Source organism: Tardiphaga sp. 172_B4_N1_3 (assembly GCF_052076035.1).
GTDB lineage: Bacteria > Pseudomonadota > Alphaproteobacteria > Rhizobiales > Xanthobacteraceae > Tardiphaga > Tardiphaga robiniae.
In genome coordinates this window covers 2,598,147-2,614,632 of sequence record NZ_CP197238.1, presented here as the reverse complement: position 1 = coordinate 2,614,632, position 16,486 = coordinate 2,598,147, and the positions used below count along the sequence as shown (strand labels likewise).

The window sequence follows — 16,486 nt, the reverse complement described above, 5'->3', positions numbered from 1 at the left end:
TCGCTAGCGAATTTCCCCTGACGGGGTCGATCTTGTAAGCAATTCGTAAGCAATCCTGTAAGCAATTCTATTTTCGGTGTTTGTTCCTTGCGCGGGCTCGTGGCTGCGGCAAATGCCTCCGATTGTGTGGCAGTGGCGAAATTTTTTACAATCTCCGATAGGATAGCGGTGTCATGGCCAATGCAGCCCGGAAAGAGAGAGCGCCCTTCAATCGCGATGTCCTGCAGTGGGCTCGCAAGCGCGTTCGCCTGTCCTACGATGCCGCTGCGAAGAGTGCGGGTGTTACGGCTGACCATATTCAAAAATGGGAAGACGGGTCGGGGATTCCCACGATCAAGCAGGCCCGCAAACTCGCAGGAGTTTACGACCTGCCATTCATGGAATTTCTCTCGAAAGAGACCCCGAAGGTAAAAAGCCTCGAGCTCGTTCCTGATTTCCGGATGTATCGCGAGGCGGAGGCCCCCACCGAGCAGTATGAACTCGTGCTTCTTCAGTCGGAAGCAGAGGAGGTCCGGCTCAACGCCATTGATCTATTCGCAATGCTCGGAGAGACGCCGCCGGTTCTGCCCGATAGCTTTTACGCAGACGTAAAGCAGTCGTCGGAAATCGTAGCGTCACGGGTCCGCGAGACAATTGGCCTCCCGATATCAGAGCAGTTCTCGAGAAAAGGAAACGACAGGGACAAATTTGTAACGGTGCTCAGAAATCATCTGGAGCGCAGTGGCATCATTGTCATGAAAAATTCGAGTCTCGTTAATCTCGGTGCTAGAGGTATGTGTCTTTTCGCGACTCCTCTTCCTGTCATCATTTTCAGCAATGAAGCGCCGACGGCCCAGGTTTTTACACTTGCTCACGAGCTCGCTCACATTGTGCTGAAAGAAAGCGCGATAAGTGGGCCTATTGGCACAGCGCCCGGTAAAACGCGCGCAAAACAGATTGAAGACTGGTGCGACGCATTCGCTGGGGCGTTTTTGATGCCTGCGAATGAAGTGGAGACAATCCTTCCGAAGCCGCCGAAAAGAGAGAGCTCCATCGATGATGGGCGGATCTCACGTATAGCGAACGCTTTTTGCGTGAGTCGCCACGCTGCTCTCGTGCGGCTAGTTGAGCTTCAGTACGTCAAAGAAGATTTTTACTGGCAAGTCATGCGCCCTCGCTACCTAGCGCAGGAAGCCGCGTACAAAGGTGGCGGTCGGCCCAAGTATTATGGCTCTCGGTTTAGGTCCTCACGGGGCGATCTTTATACCGGCCTAGTTCTCGAAGCTTGGTCCAACGGCGCTATTACCAATCACAATGCTGGCGAGTTCATGGGCATCAAGAACTTGGCCCATCTCGAGGACATTCGCCACCATTTTAGGGACTAGATGAAAGCTTACTGCCTCGATATGTCCGGCTTAAGCAATCCTCTGGAATTTATGCCGGAGGACATCCATCAATCTATTTGGGCCAGCGTTGCGGACTTGGTCAAAGCCGGAAAGTTCGCCGTCACCGCGGAGATCTATGAAGAGCTTGGTCATCTCCCAGGCGCTATCGGCGATTGCATCAAAGCGAACGAAGCAAACCTTCAGTTGGAGCTTGAGGAGGAGTCTTGGGACTGGGAAGCTTACTTGGTTCATTTCGAGAGCCTGAAGACGAAATACGCCTCTGTCATTTCCGAATACAATGGTAATCGAAAGAACACAGTTGGTCTAAACGACCTGACGATCGTGGCGCTCGCTAAGACACTCGGGCTTCCAGTGATCAGCTCCGAGAAAAAACTGAACACGCTTCAAGAGAGCGAGAAACGACAAAAAATCCCCGACATCTGTGACAAAGAGGGTATCGTGCATATGAGTTTTAACGATCTGCTCCGAGCAGAAGGGATTAAGGGCTAAAAGGCCTTCATCCGAAAACCGTCGTTCTTCAATCTCTACGCGCCGTCAGTCTTTTTCCTAACCGCCACCCGACTTCGCGCCACCCGCCGCGTAGTCTCGACATTTCCGGCGATGTAGTCGCGCCTGGTGCCTTCCATGTCCGACTTCTGCATGTGATCGGTGGTGTCCTCGATAGAGGCGCCTGACGCGCGGGCTTCAGTACCGCCGCCATGACGGGCCCGGGCGTTCCAGACTTCCTTGGGCACGCCGGCTGCGTCGGCGACCGCGCGGTACATGTCGTAGAACACGCGGTAGCGAACAGGATCACCGTTCTCGTCGGTGACGTAGGGACCGGTGCGCTGATCCTCTGGCACCGCGGCCAGCGCCATCTGGAATAGGGGATACTCCATCACGTCAAACTGAGCCGAGTGACCTGTCTTGAGCCGCGACAGATCCAGGATGCCCGTCTCGAAATCCTCGAAGCGGAGCCCGGGACGCCAGACCTTGCCGCCGCGGATGATCATGTCGTCGGTGACTTCAACGGCCCGCGCCGGCATCCAGTAACCGATGGCGTCGATTTGGCTGATGGTGAACTCGAACTGTGCGGAGACGGCGAGGGCGACCGACCGGCTGCGGCGCGTCCCGATCTCAATGCCCTTGAGCACGATCGCCTCGGCATGGGCATAGGTCATCACGACCTTGGGCGCCTTCTTCACCTTGCCGAGTTTTTTCTCGTCATTCTCTTTCCTGAACTCCATGCCGTCGATCATCTCGGCCAGCTTCAGGCAGTCCTGGAGGCCGAGCTCGCAGCCATATGCGAGGATGATCCGGAAGATCTGGATGATTGCCTTCGCCAGACGCTCGCGAGGCAGGCCGCCCGGCTTGGTAGGCTTGCGCACCTCACGAAACCACGTCCGCAGATCGGCGCCGGTGAGGGCGGAGATGCGACGCCGGCCGGCGACCTTGTCGAGCGCCGTGAGCCAGGTGACATAGCCGCGCTGGGTGTTGTGGCGGGTGTCGTGAAATGGGGATTGCTTGTCGGTCTGATAGCATTTGATCAGCGAACCGACGGTGCCGTCATAAACCGGACGAGTATCGACCTTGCCGGCGCTGATCCAATCCAGCATCTCCGACCACAGGTCGTTGCAGCGATTGAACATCGTGTTGACGGCGGTCAACGAGTTCAGGTCGCCATGCAAACGGACCGTCGGCGGTTGGAAGCCGGCATCGGTGGCACGCTTCGCGGCGTACCAGTAGGCCTCACGCGTGCCAGACGGACGCGTGATGATCCTAAAGCCCTGACCGGTGATCTCGACTTCGATGCCGCCGACCAGCAGGGCTTTGTGTTTCCGGGCCATCGAAGCTTTCCTTGCCGTCCGGCTTGAACGGCACCACCCGGACGCGGGCGCTACTCTTTGAATTTGAAACCCCGTCAACGGCGGGTGGCAATGCAATTCCATGCCTCGTCTTGAAATACTCGACGACGGCGGGCCAGAAACGGCCGCCCATCAGTTCATCGACCGGGGGCAGGCCGTGCTTGTCTTCGAGGTATCTGGCCTTGCTGGGCCACTCCTTGGCGCGTGCCGGCCCCATCACCTCCAGGGCGATCCGATCTTCATCGGGATACATGGGGATAGGGGCCTGCTCACGCGCCATGTAGTTAACCTCTCGCGAGAGATCGGACAGCGCGGTTCAGAAGTCCCATCGCCTCCATTTGCCGCATTTCGTAAACCTCCATGCCGCCCATTTTTTCGATCTCGTTTGCTCCGACATTTGGATTGAAGCCGCCGCCAACCTTGTTCGTGATGGCTCGGATGAGATAACGCGAATACCGAGCGATTTCGGTGCGGGATTGGGGCTTAGCATCGACGAATCTGTGCAATGCGCCACGCGCTAACATATGGGCCCTGTAAGCCAGCATTTCGGCTCGTCGAATCCCGCTGGTCCTTACTTCTCGTCGGTATTCATCCCGGGCCTGAAGGTCAGAAAGCGTCAATCTGTCTGGTAGACTTAGGTGCGGATGCTTTTTGTAGAGCTTCTGAACATCGCGATCCCGGTTGCCGGCAAGACGTGCTAGCGCTTTGTGCTCCGCGATTGCACGATCAAGAATAGACGTCTTTGCACTTGTGCGGCTCACCCGCGCCGAGATGACCGGGAGCGGCGTGCGAAAGCTCTGGGTTTGAGGAAGCTGCAGCATTAGCGTGCCCCCACTTTTTTGCAGGCATCATCATATGAGATGCGCCGAGATTTCGGCAGCCGCGGGCGATCGTCGTGGATGACGGTTTCGATCTTTAGGCTTTTCAATACCGATCGTGCGCGCGTCGACAGCTTGCTTTCGTCGAAAAACGGGTAGGATTTTCGCTTGGCCTTGAATTTCCCGTCGACGAAGTGACTCGAGCAGCGGATGGTCACAGCATGGTCCTTTTGTTTGTAGAATTTTGCGAAATCGCGCGCCCCGTAGAGGTGCCAACTGATGGTTTCCAGCTCCTGGATCAGGAAAGACTGGTATCGCTGGAGAAGCCCCGATCGCGTGAGCTTCCGTCCGCGAGTTGACGGGCCCGGCATCTTTGCGGGCCGCAGAGGTGCTGTGGCCGAGCGTAGGCCGTCGACCAGTTTATGAAATGCCTCGACGTCCAGAATCTGGATTGTGCCCTCGGCCTTCATTTCGCGGGCAATGATAGCGAATTGGTGCGCAGCATCACCGCCTCGGCGCGGCTTGTAGTCGAGGGCCGCTGCGAAGAGTTGGCCTTGAACGACCCTGACGGTCGGCAACCATGCGTCGTCGGAATCCGGCGCTAATGCATCTATGTAATTGGTGGCCTTCTGGTGCCAGTGATCAAGCATCTGGACGAGCTGGCCCTCAAGCACGAAGCCGTCGCGTCCCATCGGAATTCGCCCGTAGACCGGATGAGGCTCGGCGGGCGCCGGATCCGCCACAATAACGGGTGGATTCGTATCGGCGACCATGCCTTTCGAAGCTGACGTACAAGGTGGAGGCACGGTCTGCTTGCGACTTGACTGGTTAGGGCCGGTTGCTGTGTTCGTAGTCATTCTGTTCCCCTCAGTTTCTCGAATTGATGGATAGGCATCGACACAACGAAGGCGACGAATTCCTTGAGCGTGAACGGGCGGTCGCCGCGCGCCGTTCGGAATTCGATGTTGATGCGGTGATCGGACCAGAAAGCACGGCATGCTGCTATGCGACGGGCTTCGTGGTCTGATGGAAAGGAAGTGGTCATCACTGCAGCTCCCGACCGAGAATCACGGCTAGGCGCGTCAGTCCCTTCGGCGTCAGATAGACCTGCTCCTTGAGCACGGTCTCGCCGCCTTGAAGGATCGAGCGATATTTGTGGGCGAGGTAGCCGGCAGCGATCTTGTCGGCGTGGCCGATATCGCGCTTGGAGTGGCCGCGGCGGAAGATCCAGTGATTTGCCCGCAGCCACGCGAACAGTTCCTTGATCTGCATTTGAAGCTGCTTCGCCGCGTCGCTGATCAGGATCATGCCGTCGGTGTCGGCGAGGCGATCGAGAGCATCGGCCTTCGGCGCCAGCGCTGCGACACGGCCTTGCAGCTCGATGGTGCTGTCCAGGCTCTGCAGAAGCAGCGCCTTCAGCGTGGTGGGATTGCTGAGATCGGGGAGGGCGGGCGTAGGCTGCGCCTCGAGCTTCTGCCAGCGATCGACGAGCCGTGCTGTAAATTCGGGAGAGAGTTGGGCGACGACGACATAGCTGTCGCGCTTCCCGAGCCGGTAGATCTTCGTAGGCCGCGCGCGGCCTACCGCGTCGCTGCCGGGTTCATCCGCCATTGGCGGTTGGGCGATGACGCCGCGCTCGACGAGGCGATCAATCGACCTTTTGACGTCATCGTGCCGGCTTTCGACGAGGTCGGCGATTTCCCGGCTCGACATTGTCGGAGTGCCGCCCGTGATCAAGGGGCCGGGCCGTGCGGCGGTGGCTGGCAGGCGAAGCGACAAGGTGGTGGCTCCCGTGTTGGCGGAAGCTTTTTAACACCAATATGTGTTAAGTCAACACTTAAAAAGGTTGGTGTACTGGCCCTATCCTAGGAGTGTAGCGACTCACAATTGGGTCGGCGTGCCAACGGTCCTTTTCCAGGTCAAAGCGCTCACCGGCCGCAGTTTCGCAGCGATAGTGACTGGCTGTCTCCTGCGTCAGTCGAAAGACTTGAACTGGCGGCATCTCGCCAGCAACTTTTTGAGCTTGCGTGAGCGCGACCTCGAACGCCACCACAAAGCCCGATGCGGCCGGCGGCTGTTCGTAATCGACGTACAAAATCTCGCCTTCAGCAAACATCGGCATCAGAAAGTCGCTGTCGATAACAAGAGCATAAGAGGCCGCCGTATTCGTCCATGCAGTCGGCATTTGACTGAAATAAAGCAGCTCTGTGCTGCCATCTCGGTTCAGAACCAGGATTGGAAAGTTGTGCTCTCGATTCGGCAGAGGACTATGCTGTCCGCGGCGCTCCGCAATCAGCGTGCGCATCTTCTGCATCTGCTCTGTTGTAGAGGGGCGGCCCGACGCCAGCGCCGATTCGATGTTAGGTATCGCTCGGGAGTGCGCGGTCAGCCCCCTCTCAATGCGATCAACAGTTTGCTGAGTTGTCCCTGCGGCGGTGGCGAGCTTGGCTTGCGACCATCCTAACGCCTCCCGTTCCCGCCGAAGTTTCTCGCCAATTGTCTCGTTTAGAGCAGCTTTCTTCATGGCTTCCATCTAACACGCCCGCACTGCGCTATCTAACACGCAATCAACACCAAAAGGTGTTGATTTAACACTAATGTGGTGTTATCGATGCGGTATGGCTAAACCTGAGCACGCATCCCTAGAGACTGTCCGTAGGTTGCTTTTTAAGGCAGCCGTAAGGTTTGGTGGGTCCGAAACCAAGCTCGCGAAAGCTGCGGGATACTCACAGAATGCCGTCTGGACGGCGAAACATACCGGCAGAGTGTCAGCTGAGCTCGCGATGGCGATTGAAGTGGCATCCCGGGGGGACGTCACGGCACGACAGTTCCGTCCGGATTTACCCTGGCCACCAACGAACAGCGCACGGATCATCTCAGGGCCCGATAGTAGAGCGCGCCATGAGCCCGCTCTCGTCGTTCCAGTTTCAGAGGGCGGGGCATGACCGGCGCCCCGTTGAAGCTCCGCGCAGACGTATCGGCGCTCCTCCTCGTTGTGAATGATTGCTGTGCGCTACTTTCCGAAGCGCCTGATGGTGTCCTTGAGCGTCTTGTCTGCGCTGGCGAGTTGCCGGAACAGCTCTGTCGCATCCGGGGCAATCGTAACGCCGCACCCGCTGCAGACGAACTCCTTGTTGTTTTTGAGCCAGGCGACGGTTTGCTTCGTCTCCGTGCCGCACTTCGGGCAGGGGATGGCAATTGTCTGCTTGGCGACAGAATTCTCGATGCTGTTGGCCATAGTCCAGTCTCCGTTGGTTCGGTTCGCGCCACCAACGAGGGGGGCGCGCTGGATGAGTCGCAAGGCTCATCCGGCGAGCGTCCCGGTAATACACATGGGCGCTGCAATATCAGTGCAGCGTCCAACCCATCTCCCGATAGTACAGCGGCCCATGAAGCCGGATCATCTCCCGATCCCAGTCCTGATACCGCGCCACGGCAATCCGCGTATGCCTCTCACTCGCCCGCGTCCTCTCTCGAGAGGGAGGCGTGATGGCTGTCGATCGCAGAGTCATAGGCATCTCCGTTGCGCCCCAGCGGCGGACAGACGCGTCGGGGTGTTCCGCGTCTGCCCGCCCTTATGTGCCTGGTAGGGCCGGGGCGAACCCTGCAGGCAACTTCTTCCGACCGACGGCGCACATGCGCCGCGGTGGGTCTCATCCGAATCTTCTTCTTGTTCAGCAGTCGCCGCCTTCGTCGCCAAACTTTGCCGGCGCACTGCCTGATCGTTGTTTAGTTCGTGTCGCGTTGCGTAACGCCTCGCGTCCCAACCATAGGGACACAGGGGATGTCGGAAAAATCCGAAATTCGGTCGGAAGCCATGAGTGAGATGCTCTTAAGCGAAGCGTCGAGCCTTTTACGAACAGTCGCCGGCGCACGCCGCGCCGATGAATCCAAGAAGGCCGTGCTGCGACGCGTGGGTCGCGAGGTCCAGGATTGGACGGCATCTCGCATCAAGGACGTCTGGTACCGCGACCGCCGCGTGAGCATTCGTGCCAGCGAGGTCGAGTATTTACGCACGCTGGTGAAACGGCGTCAGGAACAGAAAGCAGAAGCGAATGAACTGGACGCGCTTCGGGACCGGGTCTCCCGCATCGAGCGGCTGCTGGAAGCAACGGATCCGGCGTTCCACAGCCCGTCGATTGCTGCGGCTCGGCAGCAACTCAGCGACATGGCTGGAGAGCCTGGCACTGTGGATCGATCCGACACTTGAGGCAGAGGCGGAGAAGAATATGCGTGACGCCACCTTCGATCCAACGGGAGAGAGCCGATGAGTGAAGCAATGGGAATGGCCGTGGCAGCGTCCGACGTCGCCTGCATCGTAGGCCGCATGGGCCAGCGACATCGTGTGCTGGATCCCACCGGCATCGATCGCCTGGTCGTAGAGACGCTGATGGGCACTTCGCCGGACTACAGGGCGGCGGTGAACACCCGGCTTGGTGCATTTGTCGCCATGCTCTATGGGCGTCCCGATCTAGCGCCGTTTATCTCCGACGATCTCGACTTCCTGTTTCCGGCGGCAGTCGTCGGGGCCATCGCCAGATGCCCCTTACGGTTATGCGGGGCTTTCTCGCGGTATGAGGTGGACGAGTTCAGAACGCATCTGCTGCTCGCAGCACCGATCGGCGGTGTGGCATGAGCATGAACTACGGCATCGTCTGGCCGTCCTTCTGGACCGGCTCCACGGGCCGGCAGCTCCGTGGCGATGCCAATGCGCAGCTCGTCGCGTTGTATCTGATGACGTCGCCGCACGGGAACAGTCTGGGCATCTATCGTTGCCCTCTCCAGTACATCACCCTGGAAACGGGGTGCCCCATTGAAGGGGCATTGAAGGGGCTTCGAAGGCTCTGCGAGATCGGGTTTTGCACCTTCGATGAAGCAACGGAGACAATCTGGGTCCGTGAGATGGCGCGATACCAGATCGGCGCTGAGTTGAAGCCGCAGGACAAGCGGCAAAAGCACATCCAGCGCATCTTCGATCAGATCGAGAACAAGTTGATACAGCAGTGTTTTTTCGAGAAGTATGGCTCGTCGTATCATCTGACGGCCCCGCCTGTTTCTCCGAAGAGTGAGGCGCAGGATGAAGGGGCATCGAAGACCCTTCCAAGCCCCTCCGAAGCCAATAACAACTTCAACTTCAATATCAATAACAACTTCAAGACAGACTCTCTCGCGCATCCTTCGGATGACGCGGAGACTGAAAATAGAAAATCGAAATCGAAAACCAAGGCAGCCAAGCCGCGGACGCAGATCGCGACCTCTGACGGTTTCGACGAGTTCTGGTCGGCTTGTCCGCTGAAGAAATCCCGAGCCGCGGCGCTTAAGGCATGGCCCAAGGCAGTCGCTACCGGTGCGACGCCTGCAGAGATCACCGCGGCGATGCGCCGATACGCCATCGAGCGGGCAGGGCAGGACCCTCGCTACACCAAACACCCATCGACGTGGCTGAACGCCGGATGCTGGGCCGACGAGCCCGCAAGCCCGCTCGGTCACGCGTCGCCCGCCGGCATGAGCGGCTATGCGCAGATCTTGTTCAACAGACACATGGAGCGAAGCAGTGAGCCGAATGCCGATGCCTACGACCACCAGGACTAGTCAGGGTTCGCCTGGGACCGATCTGCCGCTGGCGAGTGAACTCGCGGCGATCCGTCTCGGGTGGGAGGATGGCCATCTGTCGGCGCCGTTGCCTGAGCCGGTGCGCGAGCGCCTGACCAAGCGACTGGACCTGCTTCGATCATGCTCGAGGCCTGCTGCCGTCGAGGCGATCGAGGAGGAGATTGCAAAGCTGATGTTGGGTTTCCCGTCGACACGCGGGGTGCCTGTGATCGAGGTGCAACTGCAGGTGCGCAAATATGCCGAGGATCTGCTCGGCGTGCCCCTGTGGGCCGTGAAGGACGCATGCCGGGATATCTCGCGGGGATCGGTGCCAGGACTCAACCCCGACTTCCCGCCGACGTCGCCGCGCCTGAGGCTGGTCGTGAACAGCTACGTCGCCAGGGTTCACCTCGAGGCGCATGAGATCAAGCAAGTGCTGCACGCGGCAGTGCTGTTGCCTGCCAATCCTGAGGTGCGGCAATCGATCCGCGATGGATTGTTGGCTCGCTCGCGTGAACTTGCCCGTGTGCATGACACTCCGCCGAAGCCGGCGCCGACGCCAGAACAACTCAAAGCTCACTACGACAATCACGGGCTCCAGTTTCAGGCAAAGCCCCTGCCTGACACCGGGTCGACATCGCAGGGCGACGTATGAGCACGAGCGTAAGCCCCCCGGGGGGGCATCTAGAAGTCTGGAAGCGCTCGCCCGCAGACCGGCGCTATCCCTCCACACACAGCGAAACCACTTTTCCTTTGAAAAATTCTGGTGGCCAAGGTGAGTAGGACTAATGGCGGTTTGCCCCCGAAGCCCGGCGCAAAGGCGCCGAGTACCCCAAAGCACCTCGAAACGCCTGAACGTCGAATGTGGCGAGACTGGACTGCGGCGCATCGGTTCGAAGATGAGGCGTCGCTAGCTTTGCTTCGCACAACGCTTGAAGCGCATCAACGTGGAAGGCACTGCCGTGAGGCCATAGATAAGGATGGGGAGGCAGTGACAGATCGCTTCGGACAACTGAAGCCACACCCCTTACTTGCTGCCGAGCGCGATGCCCGCTCGGCGTTTTTCGCGGGCATGAAGTCGCTAAACCTGGATCTAGAATAATGAATAGCCCCACAAGAAAACGGCCGCGCGCCGGCGCAGGGGCTGTCTCAGAAGCCGCATGGGCTTTCCTGAATGATGCGCTCACAGACGACATCGGTGCCAGTTGGGAGCGGTGGGGATTGGAGGCGGATCAACCTTTGTTTCTGAAAGGGCCGCCGCCGGCCGAGCTCTGGTCTCAATTCCGAGACGTCGTGTTGAAGCGTTGGATACTTGACCGGCCTGGCTCGCGTCCTTCGCTATGGTGGCGGTATGACGCGCCGCGACTTCCGCGAGGCACATACGAAGAATGCTTTTGGGATGGAATGTTGCCGGAGCCGCGTCTGCGCATCGGAGGTGTGGGAACGGCGCTTCAAGATGTTCTGGCATATGTGCCTGTCACTTATCTTGGCGTTCCAAAATGCTGGCAGGACCACGAGGAAGCGCCGATAAGTCCCGAAATTGAGCCAATTAATCCAGAGAATCCCCCAACATTTGAGTCGCAGGCGTCCTATTTGGATCGGTTCGGTCTGATGACCGCATCGGAGAGGCGCCGTGTTGATAGCGCGCGTTTCAGCCCCGAGTCTGTGATCGATATCCTCGCCGGAGCGCGGTCCCTCTCCAGTGACAGTCAAGCCAATGGCTAGGTCAGCCGCGGAACGGCAGCGCAGCCGGCGCGCTAGGAAGGCGCTGGGAAAGTGCATCCTCCCTCTGACCATCAATCTCGGGGACATCGCGGATAAATTAGTGGACGCAGGGTTTCTCGCGGAATGGTCAGCAGAAGACGCAGTCGCCATAGCCGACGCGCTCGCTCAGGCGCTGGAGCGACTCGAAGTGCTAAGCGTCACGCGTGACACCTCTCACCCAGGCGCTGTGCTACCGCAGAATGATGGAGCGTTGAGATAGGAGCGGCAATGGTTCGAAATCGAATGGCCGGGTTTCCAAGCGAAGATGAGGCTCTGTGGGGTGAGATGAGAAAGAAAGCCGAAATTCCGCCCGCGGTGTCGCGCCTTTGTGAAGCGCTTGCACCCGTCATCAACGAGTTCGTGGAGCGTGCTGTCCAGCAATCGGTCGGTGTGTTGAGTGAGCGCGTCAGGGTGCTGGAGGAGCTAACGATAAGCAGGTGAGGTCGTTCCGTAAGACAAGTTTTAGGAGGCCGCGAGGCCGTTAAGGACGCCGCAGTGTGCTCGCGAAGTGGGGGACGCGACTGTCTAGAGCCAGGCAATGCGAAAGGCAAGCGGAGCAATGAAACACCGAATTCTCGCGACCACGGATGTACTGGCGCGGATCAAGGAGAGAACTATGAAGCAGAAGCCCAACGACGATGCGCCAGACGCTCCGGAGCAGAAGCCCGTCGAGCCTGCGCCAGAAGCGCGCCCCCTTTCAGATGATGACGCCATGAACCTGCCGGGCTGTGGCTTCGGCAGCATCGGCGAATAGGAGCAAGCAAAATGTCCCATAAAGTCAATCTCGTCCGCGTGCTCACGGCGGCGACTGGCAACTCGACGCCCATCACGCTTGGCGCCCGCTATTCCGACCTGTTCATGACGCCGGCAGAGGCGGGCGCGATGGACGGGCGCGTCTACACGTACAACATCGTGGACGGCAATAACTGGGAAATCGGCCGCGGCGTCTACACCGCCACCGGCACCACGCTGGCTCGCACCACCATTCTCGCCTCGCGCATCAGCGGCACGCTCGGCACCTCGCGCATCTCGCTCACCGGTACGGCGCAGGTCCGGCTGCTCGAATCTGCCGAGGACATGGACGGCGTGCGCGGCACCCGGACGGTGACCGGAACGTCGGACACCCTCAACAATTCCGATCAGGGCTACGTGGTCACCTATAGCAACGCCAGCGCGATTGCCGTGGCTCTGGCACAGGCGTCGTCGTCGAACCTGTTCCTCGATGGCTGGGTCGTGTTCGTCAAGAACAAGGGCGGGGGTGCCGTCACTATCACGTCGGCAACCAGCATGATCGACGGCGCCGCAACCCTGGTGCTGCAGCAGAACCAGGGCGCGTTAATTTGGTCGGATGGTACGAACTATCAGTCGTTCAAGTTCCGGGGCGACCTCGGCGATTCCGCAACAAAAAACGTCGGTACCGGTGCAAGCACAGTCGCTGCCGGCGACGACGCGCGTATCATTGGATCTGTTAAAGCAGTCAGAGTTCGAAAGTTCACTTCAAGCGGGAGCTATACGCCGGACCCGCACCTCCTATACGCCACCATCGATTGCCTCGGCGCGGGTGGAGGCGGCGGTGGCACGGCCGCGTCTACGGCTAACTCGGTAAGCCAAGGGAGCAGCGGCGGCGGTGGCGGCCGGTCGATCAAGTACACGGATGCCGCGGCGGTAGGGGCATCGCAGACCGTGACTATCGGCGCTGCAGGAGCGGCCGGGACCGCTGGTAGTAACGCTGGTGGTGCTGGCGGTGATACCAGTGTGGGCACACTTTGCATCGGCAAAGGAGGTGCAGGTGGGCCCGCTGAAACCGCGCGCGCCGTGGCATCTGGTGGTGTAGCTGGCACAGGCGACGTGACGGCACCGGGACCAACTGGTCAGACGAGCCTATATCAGCAGCCCGGATCGATGAACGGTTATAGCGGCCCGTCGACCATCTATGGCGCAGGCGGAGTCGGCAACTTCAACGGCGCTGGCAGTGCCGCGACCGGCTACGGTGCAGGCGGTGCTGGCGGCCATGACTTCAACGCCATTGGCGCCAAGGCCGGCGGGGCTGGTGCCCCGGGCATCGTGATCATCACAGAATACTGCAGCCAGTAACAACCGATGCCTGATGGCTTCAGATATTGCGTTTGCTGGGCATTCGGAGCCATCCGAGCGCCCACGCTGCGAAGCTGAGACCCGTCGCGACAATGATTGCGAGTGCAAGCGTATCAATCATGGGGGAGCGCCTCTGCACTGGCCGGCTTGCGCCAGGTTTTGTCCTGTAGAGGTTGCAATTATAAGCGGTACCGTTTATGAAAGTCAATAAGCGGCACCGTTTATGGAGGTGGATTTGACTCAGTTTACGGCACCGGATAGTGCGGGGCGTATGGGCCGTCCACCGCTGGGAAACAAACCGACGAACGTCCGGATCTCTGACGAGGTCAAAGAACGGATTCGTCAGTTGGTTGGTGAAAAGGGGATGGCCCGCTTCATCCGTGAGGCCATTGAAGCCGAGCTGGCCCGACGCGAGCAAGCGTCGAAGCAAAAGAAGCGCTAAAGCGCGTTCTGATCAGCGATCAGTGTGTAGATCTGTTGCCGGGCGGCTTCAATGCTAACCTGACAGGCCTGGCCATCCGAACGCCCAGGCAATCAGACTCATCCCAGTGGCGACGACAATCCCGAGTCCAAATACTTCGATCATGACAGCTCTCTGCGCTACCCAATTTGTTTGGGCGCATCTTTCAGGAGCTAAGATGCTCATGGCCGTTCGACGAAAATCCGGCAGCGGCTGGACCTTGCGAGGGCAAGTTTGTTTCTGAACGCGTCGTGGTCGTGCGGTCTTAGCCGTAGATCGCGATCGCCGTTGAGACCCCTGCCGCGACAAGTGCGATCGAACCGGTGATTCCCAGGGCGATTATCAGGCGTTGCCACGCACACATCCGGCGAATCTCCGTTCGGGCGAGCTTAGCCGCCGGGGGGAGGGGCATCTGGTCAATATGAGACACCAGCGAGCTGCGCTGCTATTGTCCCGCGAGATCTGTTGGTGAAGGTGCCTATATGCTGAACGACCGAGAAAAAGTTCTGAGTGCTTTAGGCGAGAAGCCGATGAAGATATTCGACGTCATGAAACGCGCTAACATTAGCAATCAGGAGGTTTGTCAATCGCTCCTGTTGAAAATGCGAGACGAAGGCTCGATCAAGTTCGATATTAAGAAAGGCCTGTGGTCGCTGAGTCAATCAGTCTGAACGACGTGTCGGACCGCGCGTTAGCGCGCCATTCGCCAAAAATTCTTCATCCCGTTTGGAAGTCCGTGCATCGCTCGATGCTGCGATCAACTTTCGATTTCAGTTTGCCAAAGGCGCTGCAACTTGCTCCATCGCCTGCGGTTGTCCGTCGCCAGGCGTTATTCCTAGCAGGCAGTCATAGCGCATCGCGATGGCCTGGCCGCGCGATAGAGCGGGATCGATGCAGTGGCTCTGGATTAATGGATCGGACGCTGGCGCAAAAGCCGTCTTAATTTGACCGGGAGGGAAATCCTGACCGGTCAGCGCATGCGTCGCCGGGCCGAGCGGAATGCGCAAGTCTCCGTAGACAATCGCAAAGGCAATATTTTTGGGCCATAGGCCGGTTAAAACTGTCGAGTTTTGCTGATCGAGTGAGTTACCAAGGGCTGCCCTTAAATCCTCTTGGAACGACGCCACTGGACGGAGACTAACGACCGACGGATAAAGATCTGCTCGGGTTGCTAACAGTGCCATCACTCCACAGAGGATTAGGCTGCCTCCTTTCAGAGGAAGGACGTGTTCCGGTTCCTCAGAATGTTTGCCTCTCTGCGCCAGCAACGCCGCGCCGACGAAGATGACGACGCTCACAGTCATGAAAACCGTCTTTGCAATCGAATAATTTGAGGTCATGCCGGCGGCATGGAGAGCCATATGCAAGATTGTGACCAAGCTCGTGCCGAAACCCATGCACGCAAGCACGACGGCATATCGATTTTCTCGCGACGCGAAGAGCAACTTGGCGGAAAAGAAAAATCCAGCCGCAACTAGCACTATTTGAGCGATTCGGTTTCCGAACAAATTGATGTGAGCGCCGGCCTCACTTTGCGACGCGTCATACATTGTCCCAATGAAGGGATTCTGCAGGGTCAGAGCAACGGTGATCAAAGAAAACGCGAGCAGCCTCCAGAGTGTCTGCCAATTACGCCCGCTCCAGAAGTCGAACAGGAGAATGCAGCAATAGACTGCCGCGAGCTGTAAGGCTGGCAGCAGATGAGTGCACACCATAATCTGTACACACACCACGACCAGAACATCGGCGCCAAGCCTGCGCTGCCGGCAATTTAAGAACGTCGCGACCATAAGAGCGATAGGAATGAGCGCTGAGCTCACGACTTGCCCAAGAAAGTAGTTATTCACGACCATGCGTCCAAAAACAGGGCCGCGGAGGACTGCGTATGCTACGGTGATCGTGAGCGCCAATATCGCTGCGCGCCTAGCGATACGCGATGTGATCGCGAACATGGTCAGATAGAACAGCGCGACGGACGCTGTAGACACTGCGGACATGCCGAGCAATCCAGAGCCCGCGACGCGCCCGATTTGGGCTGACATCCAGTGCGCAAACGGAGGGTAAGTCGACATGACCGGCAGAGCTGGTAAGTCGGTTTGCCCTTCTGCACGAAACATTAGATCGCGAACGAGCCCATAGTGTAAGCCGGCATCGCTGCTGATTGCGTGAAATTCATTCCAAAGCATTGCCACTGATGCCAGCGCGACGAAGGCGGCGACCGTGATCGCGCTCAGCAGCGCCCCAACCCCAACACGAAAAGACATTGCCCCCGCCAACTCCAAAATCGGCAAATCATCCCATTTCGGGCTTATGCCGCACCGCAACCCAGAATAGTATATACTAAGGAATGCTTCCCTTGCGATGATTAAGCATGCTTTCTTTCTCACATCATCCAGGGAGGTTTTAATGAAGCAATTGCTTTTAACGGCGGCTCTAATTTTCGTGTCTTCTCCAGCGTCCGCACAAGGCTTTGGCTACGGCACTGGCTCGAATTCCAGCAATCACGCAGTCTCGGGCTATACCCGCAGC

The 16,486-nt window shown here is 58.6% G+C and carries 18 protein-coding genes; 10 read left to right on the top strand and 8 right to left on the bottom strand.

Annotated features, from left to right (window positions below; genetic code table 11):
- Positions 1 to 173: 173 nt before the first annotated feature.
- Together AB7783_RS12370 and AB7783_RS12365 are read left to right on the top strand one after the other, a co-directional pair.
- Entirely contained in the window at positions 174 to 1,364 is a 1,191-nt protein-coding gene (locus tag AB7783_RS12370; RefSeq protein WP_441277800.1) for an ImmA/IrrE family metallo-endopeptidase, read from the top strand.
- Positions 1,365 to 1,874, top strand: a complete 510-nt coding sequence (locus AB7783_RS12365) for a DUF4411 family protein (RefSeq protein WP_441277799.1) — start codon at positions 1,365 to 1,367, stop codon at positions 1,872 to 1,874.
- 35 nt (positions 1,875 to 1,909) lie between these two features.
- Here the strand turns inward: AB7783_RS12365 and AB7783_RS12360 are convergent, their stop codons facing one another.
- The 6 genes from AB7783_RS12360 to AB7783_RS12335 all read right to left on the bottom strand — a co-directional run bounded on the left by AB7783_RS12360 (position 1,910) and on the right by AB7783_RS12335 (position 6,580).
- A complete protein-coding gene (locus AB7783_RS12360) occupies positions 1,910 to 3,211 on the bottom strand; it encodes a hypothetical protein (RefSeq protein ID WP_441277798.1) in 1,302 nt (433 codons plus the stop codon).
- Complete coding sequence (locus tag AB7783_RS12355) at positions 3,144 to 3,509, bottom strand: hypothetical protein (RefSeq protein WP_441277797.1); 366 nt, start codon at positions 3,507 to 3,509, stop codon at positions 3,144 to 3,146. The genes AB7783_RS12360 and AB7783_RS12355 overlap by 68 nt, the downstream gene beginning before the upstream one ends.
- Positions 3,510 to 3,513: 4 nt before the next feature.
- Entirely contained in the window at positions 3,514 to 4,050 is a 537-nt protein-coding gene (locus AB7783_RS12350) for a hypothetical protein (protein ID WP_441277796.1), read from the bottom strand.
- Complete coding sequence (locus tag AB7783_RS12345; RefSeq protein WP_441277795.1) at positions 4,050 to 4,904, bottom strand: hypothetical protein; 855 nt, start codon at positions 4,902 to 4,904, stop codon at positions 4,050 to 4,052. Before AB7783_RS12345 ends, AB7783_RS12350 begins: the two co-directional genes overlap by 1 nt.
- 187 nt (positions 4,905 to 5,091) lie before the next feature.
- Positions 5,092 to 5,826: a phage antirepressor KilAC domain-containing protein gene (locus AB7783_RS12340; RefSeq protein WP_441277794.1), complete on the bottom strand. Its 735-nt coding sequence runs from the start codon at positions 5,824 to 5,826 to the stop codon at positions 5,092 to 5,094.
- A gap of 58 nt (positions 5,827 to 5,884) precedes the next feature.
- Positions 5,885 to 6,580, bottom strand: a complete 696-nt coding sequence (locus tag AB7783_RS12335) for a helix-turn-helix domain-containing protein (protein WP_441277793.1) — start codon at positions 6,578 to 6,580, stop codon at positions 5,885 to 5,887.
- A 64-nt stretch (positions 6,581 to 6,644) separates the two neighbouring features.
- Here AB7783_RS12335 and AB7783_RS12330 point away from each other — a divergent pair, with 64 nt between their 5' ends.
- Entirely contained in the window at positions 6,645 to 6,992 is a 348-nt protein-coding gene (locus tag AB7783_RS12330; protein ID WP_441277792.1) for a transcriptional regulator, read from the top strand.
- Positions 6,993 to 7,060: 68 nt separating this feature from the next.
- Here the strand turns inward: AB7783_RS12330 and AB7783_RS12325 are convergent, their stop codons facing one another.
- Positions 7,061 to 7,285, bottom strand: a complete 225-nt coding sequence (locus AB7783_RS12325) for a hypothetical protein (RefSeq protein WP_441277791.1) — start codon at positions 7,283 to 7,285, stop codon at positions 7,061 to 7,063.
- 546 nt (positions 7,286 to 7,831) lie between these two features.
- On the opposite strand from AB7783_RS12325, the gene AB7783_RS12320 reads away from it, so the two are divergent.
- The 7 genes from AB7783_RS12320 to AB7783_RS12290 all read left to right on the top strand — a co-directional run bounded on the left by AB7783_RS12320 (position 7,832) and on the right by AB7783_RS12290 (position 13,939).
- Entirely contained in the window at positions 7,832 to 8,257 is a 426-nt protein-coding gene (locus AB7783_RS12320; protein ID WP_441277790.1) for a hypothetical protein, read from the top strand.
- Positions 8,258 to 8,314: 57 nt separating this feature from the next.
- Positions 8,315 to 8,683 (top strand): hypothetical protein, encoded by a 369-nt coding sequence (locus tag AB7783_RS12315; RefSeq protein ID WP_441277789.1) that lies wholly within the window; start codon positions 8,315 to 8,317, stop codon positions 8,681 to 8,683.
- A complete protein-coding gene (locus AB7783_RS12310; RefSeq protein ID WP_441277788.1) occupies positions 8,680 to 9,639 on the top strand; it encodes a hypothetical protein in 960 nt (319 codons plus the stop codon). Before AB7783_RS12315 ends, AB7783_RS12310 begins: the two co-directional genes overlap by 4 nt.
- Complete coding sequence (locus AB7783_RS12305; RefSeq protein WP_441277787.1) at positions 9,617 to 10,294, top strand: hypothetical protein; 678 nt, start codon at positions 9,617 to 9,619, stop codon at positions 10,292 to 10,294. The genes AB7783_RS12310 and AB7783_RS12305 overlap by 23 nt, the downstream gene beginning before the upstream one ends.
- 1,725 nt (positions 10,295 to 12,019) lie before the next feature.
- Positions 12,020 to 12,157, top strand: coding sequence for a hypothetical protein (locus tag AB7783_RS12300; RefSeq protein WP_441277786.1), 138 nt, complete (start codon positions 12,020 to 12,022; stop codon positions 12,155 to 12,157).
- 11 nt (positions 12,158 to 12,168) lie between these two features.
- A complete protein-coding gene (locus AB7783_RS12295; protein WP_441277785.1) occupies positions 12,169 to 13,497 on the top strand; it encodes a hypothetical protein in 1,329 nt (442 codons plus the stop codon).
- A 235-nt stretch (positions 13,498 to 13,732) separates the two neighbouring features.
- Positions 13,733 to 13,939, top strand: a complete 207-nt coding sequence (locus AB7783_RS12290) for a hypothetical protein (RefSeq protein ID WP_441277784.1) — start codon at positions 13,733 to 13,735, stop codon at positions 13,937 to 13,939.
- 788 nt (positions 13,940 to 14,727) lie between these two features.
- Here the strand turns inward: AB7783_RS12290 and AB7783_RS12285 are convergent.
- On the bottom strand, positions 14,728 to 16,221 hold the full coding sequence (locus tag AB7783_RS12285) for a hypothetical protein (RefSeq protein ID WP_441277783.1): 1,494 nt from the start codon (positions 16,219 to 16,221) through the stop codon (positions 14,728 to 14,730).
- Between the last annotated feature and the right edge of the window lie 265 nt (positions 16,222 to 16,486).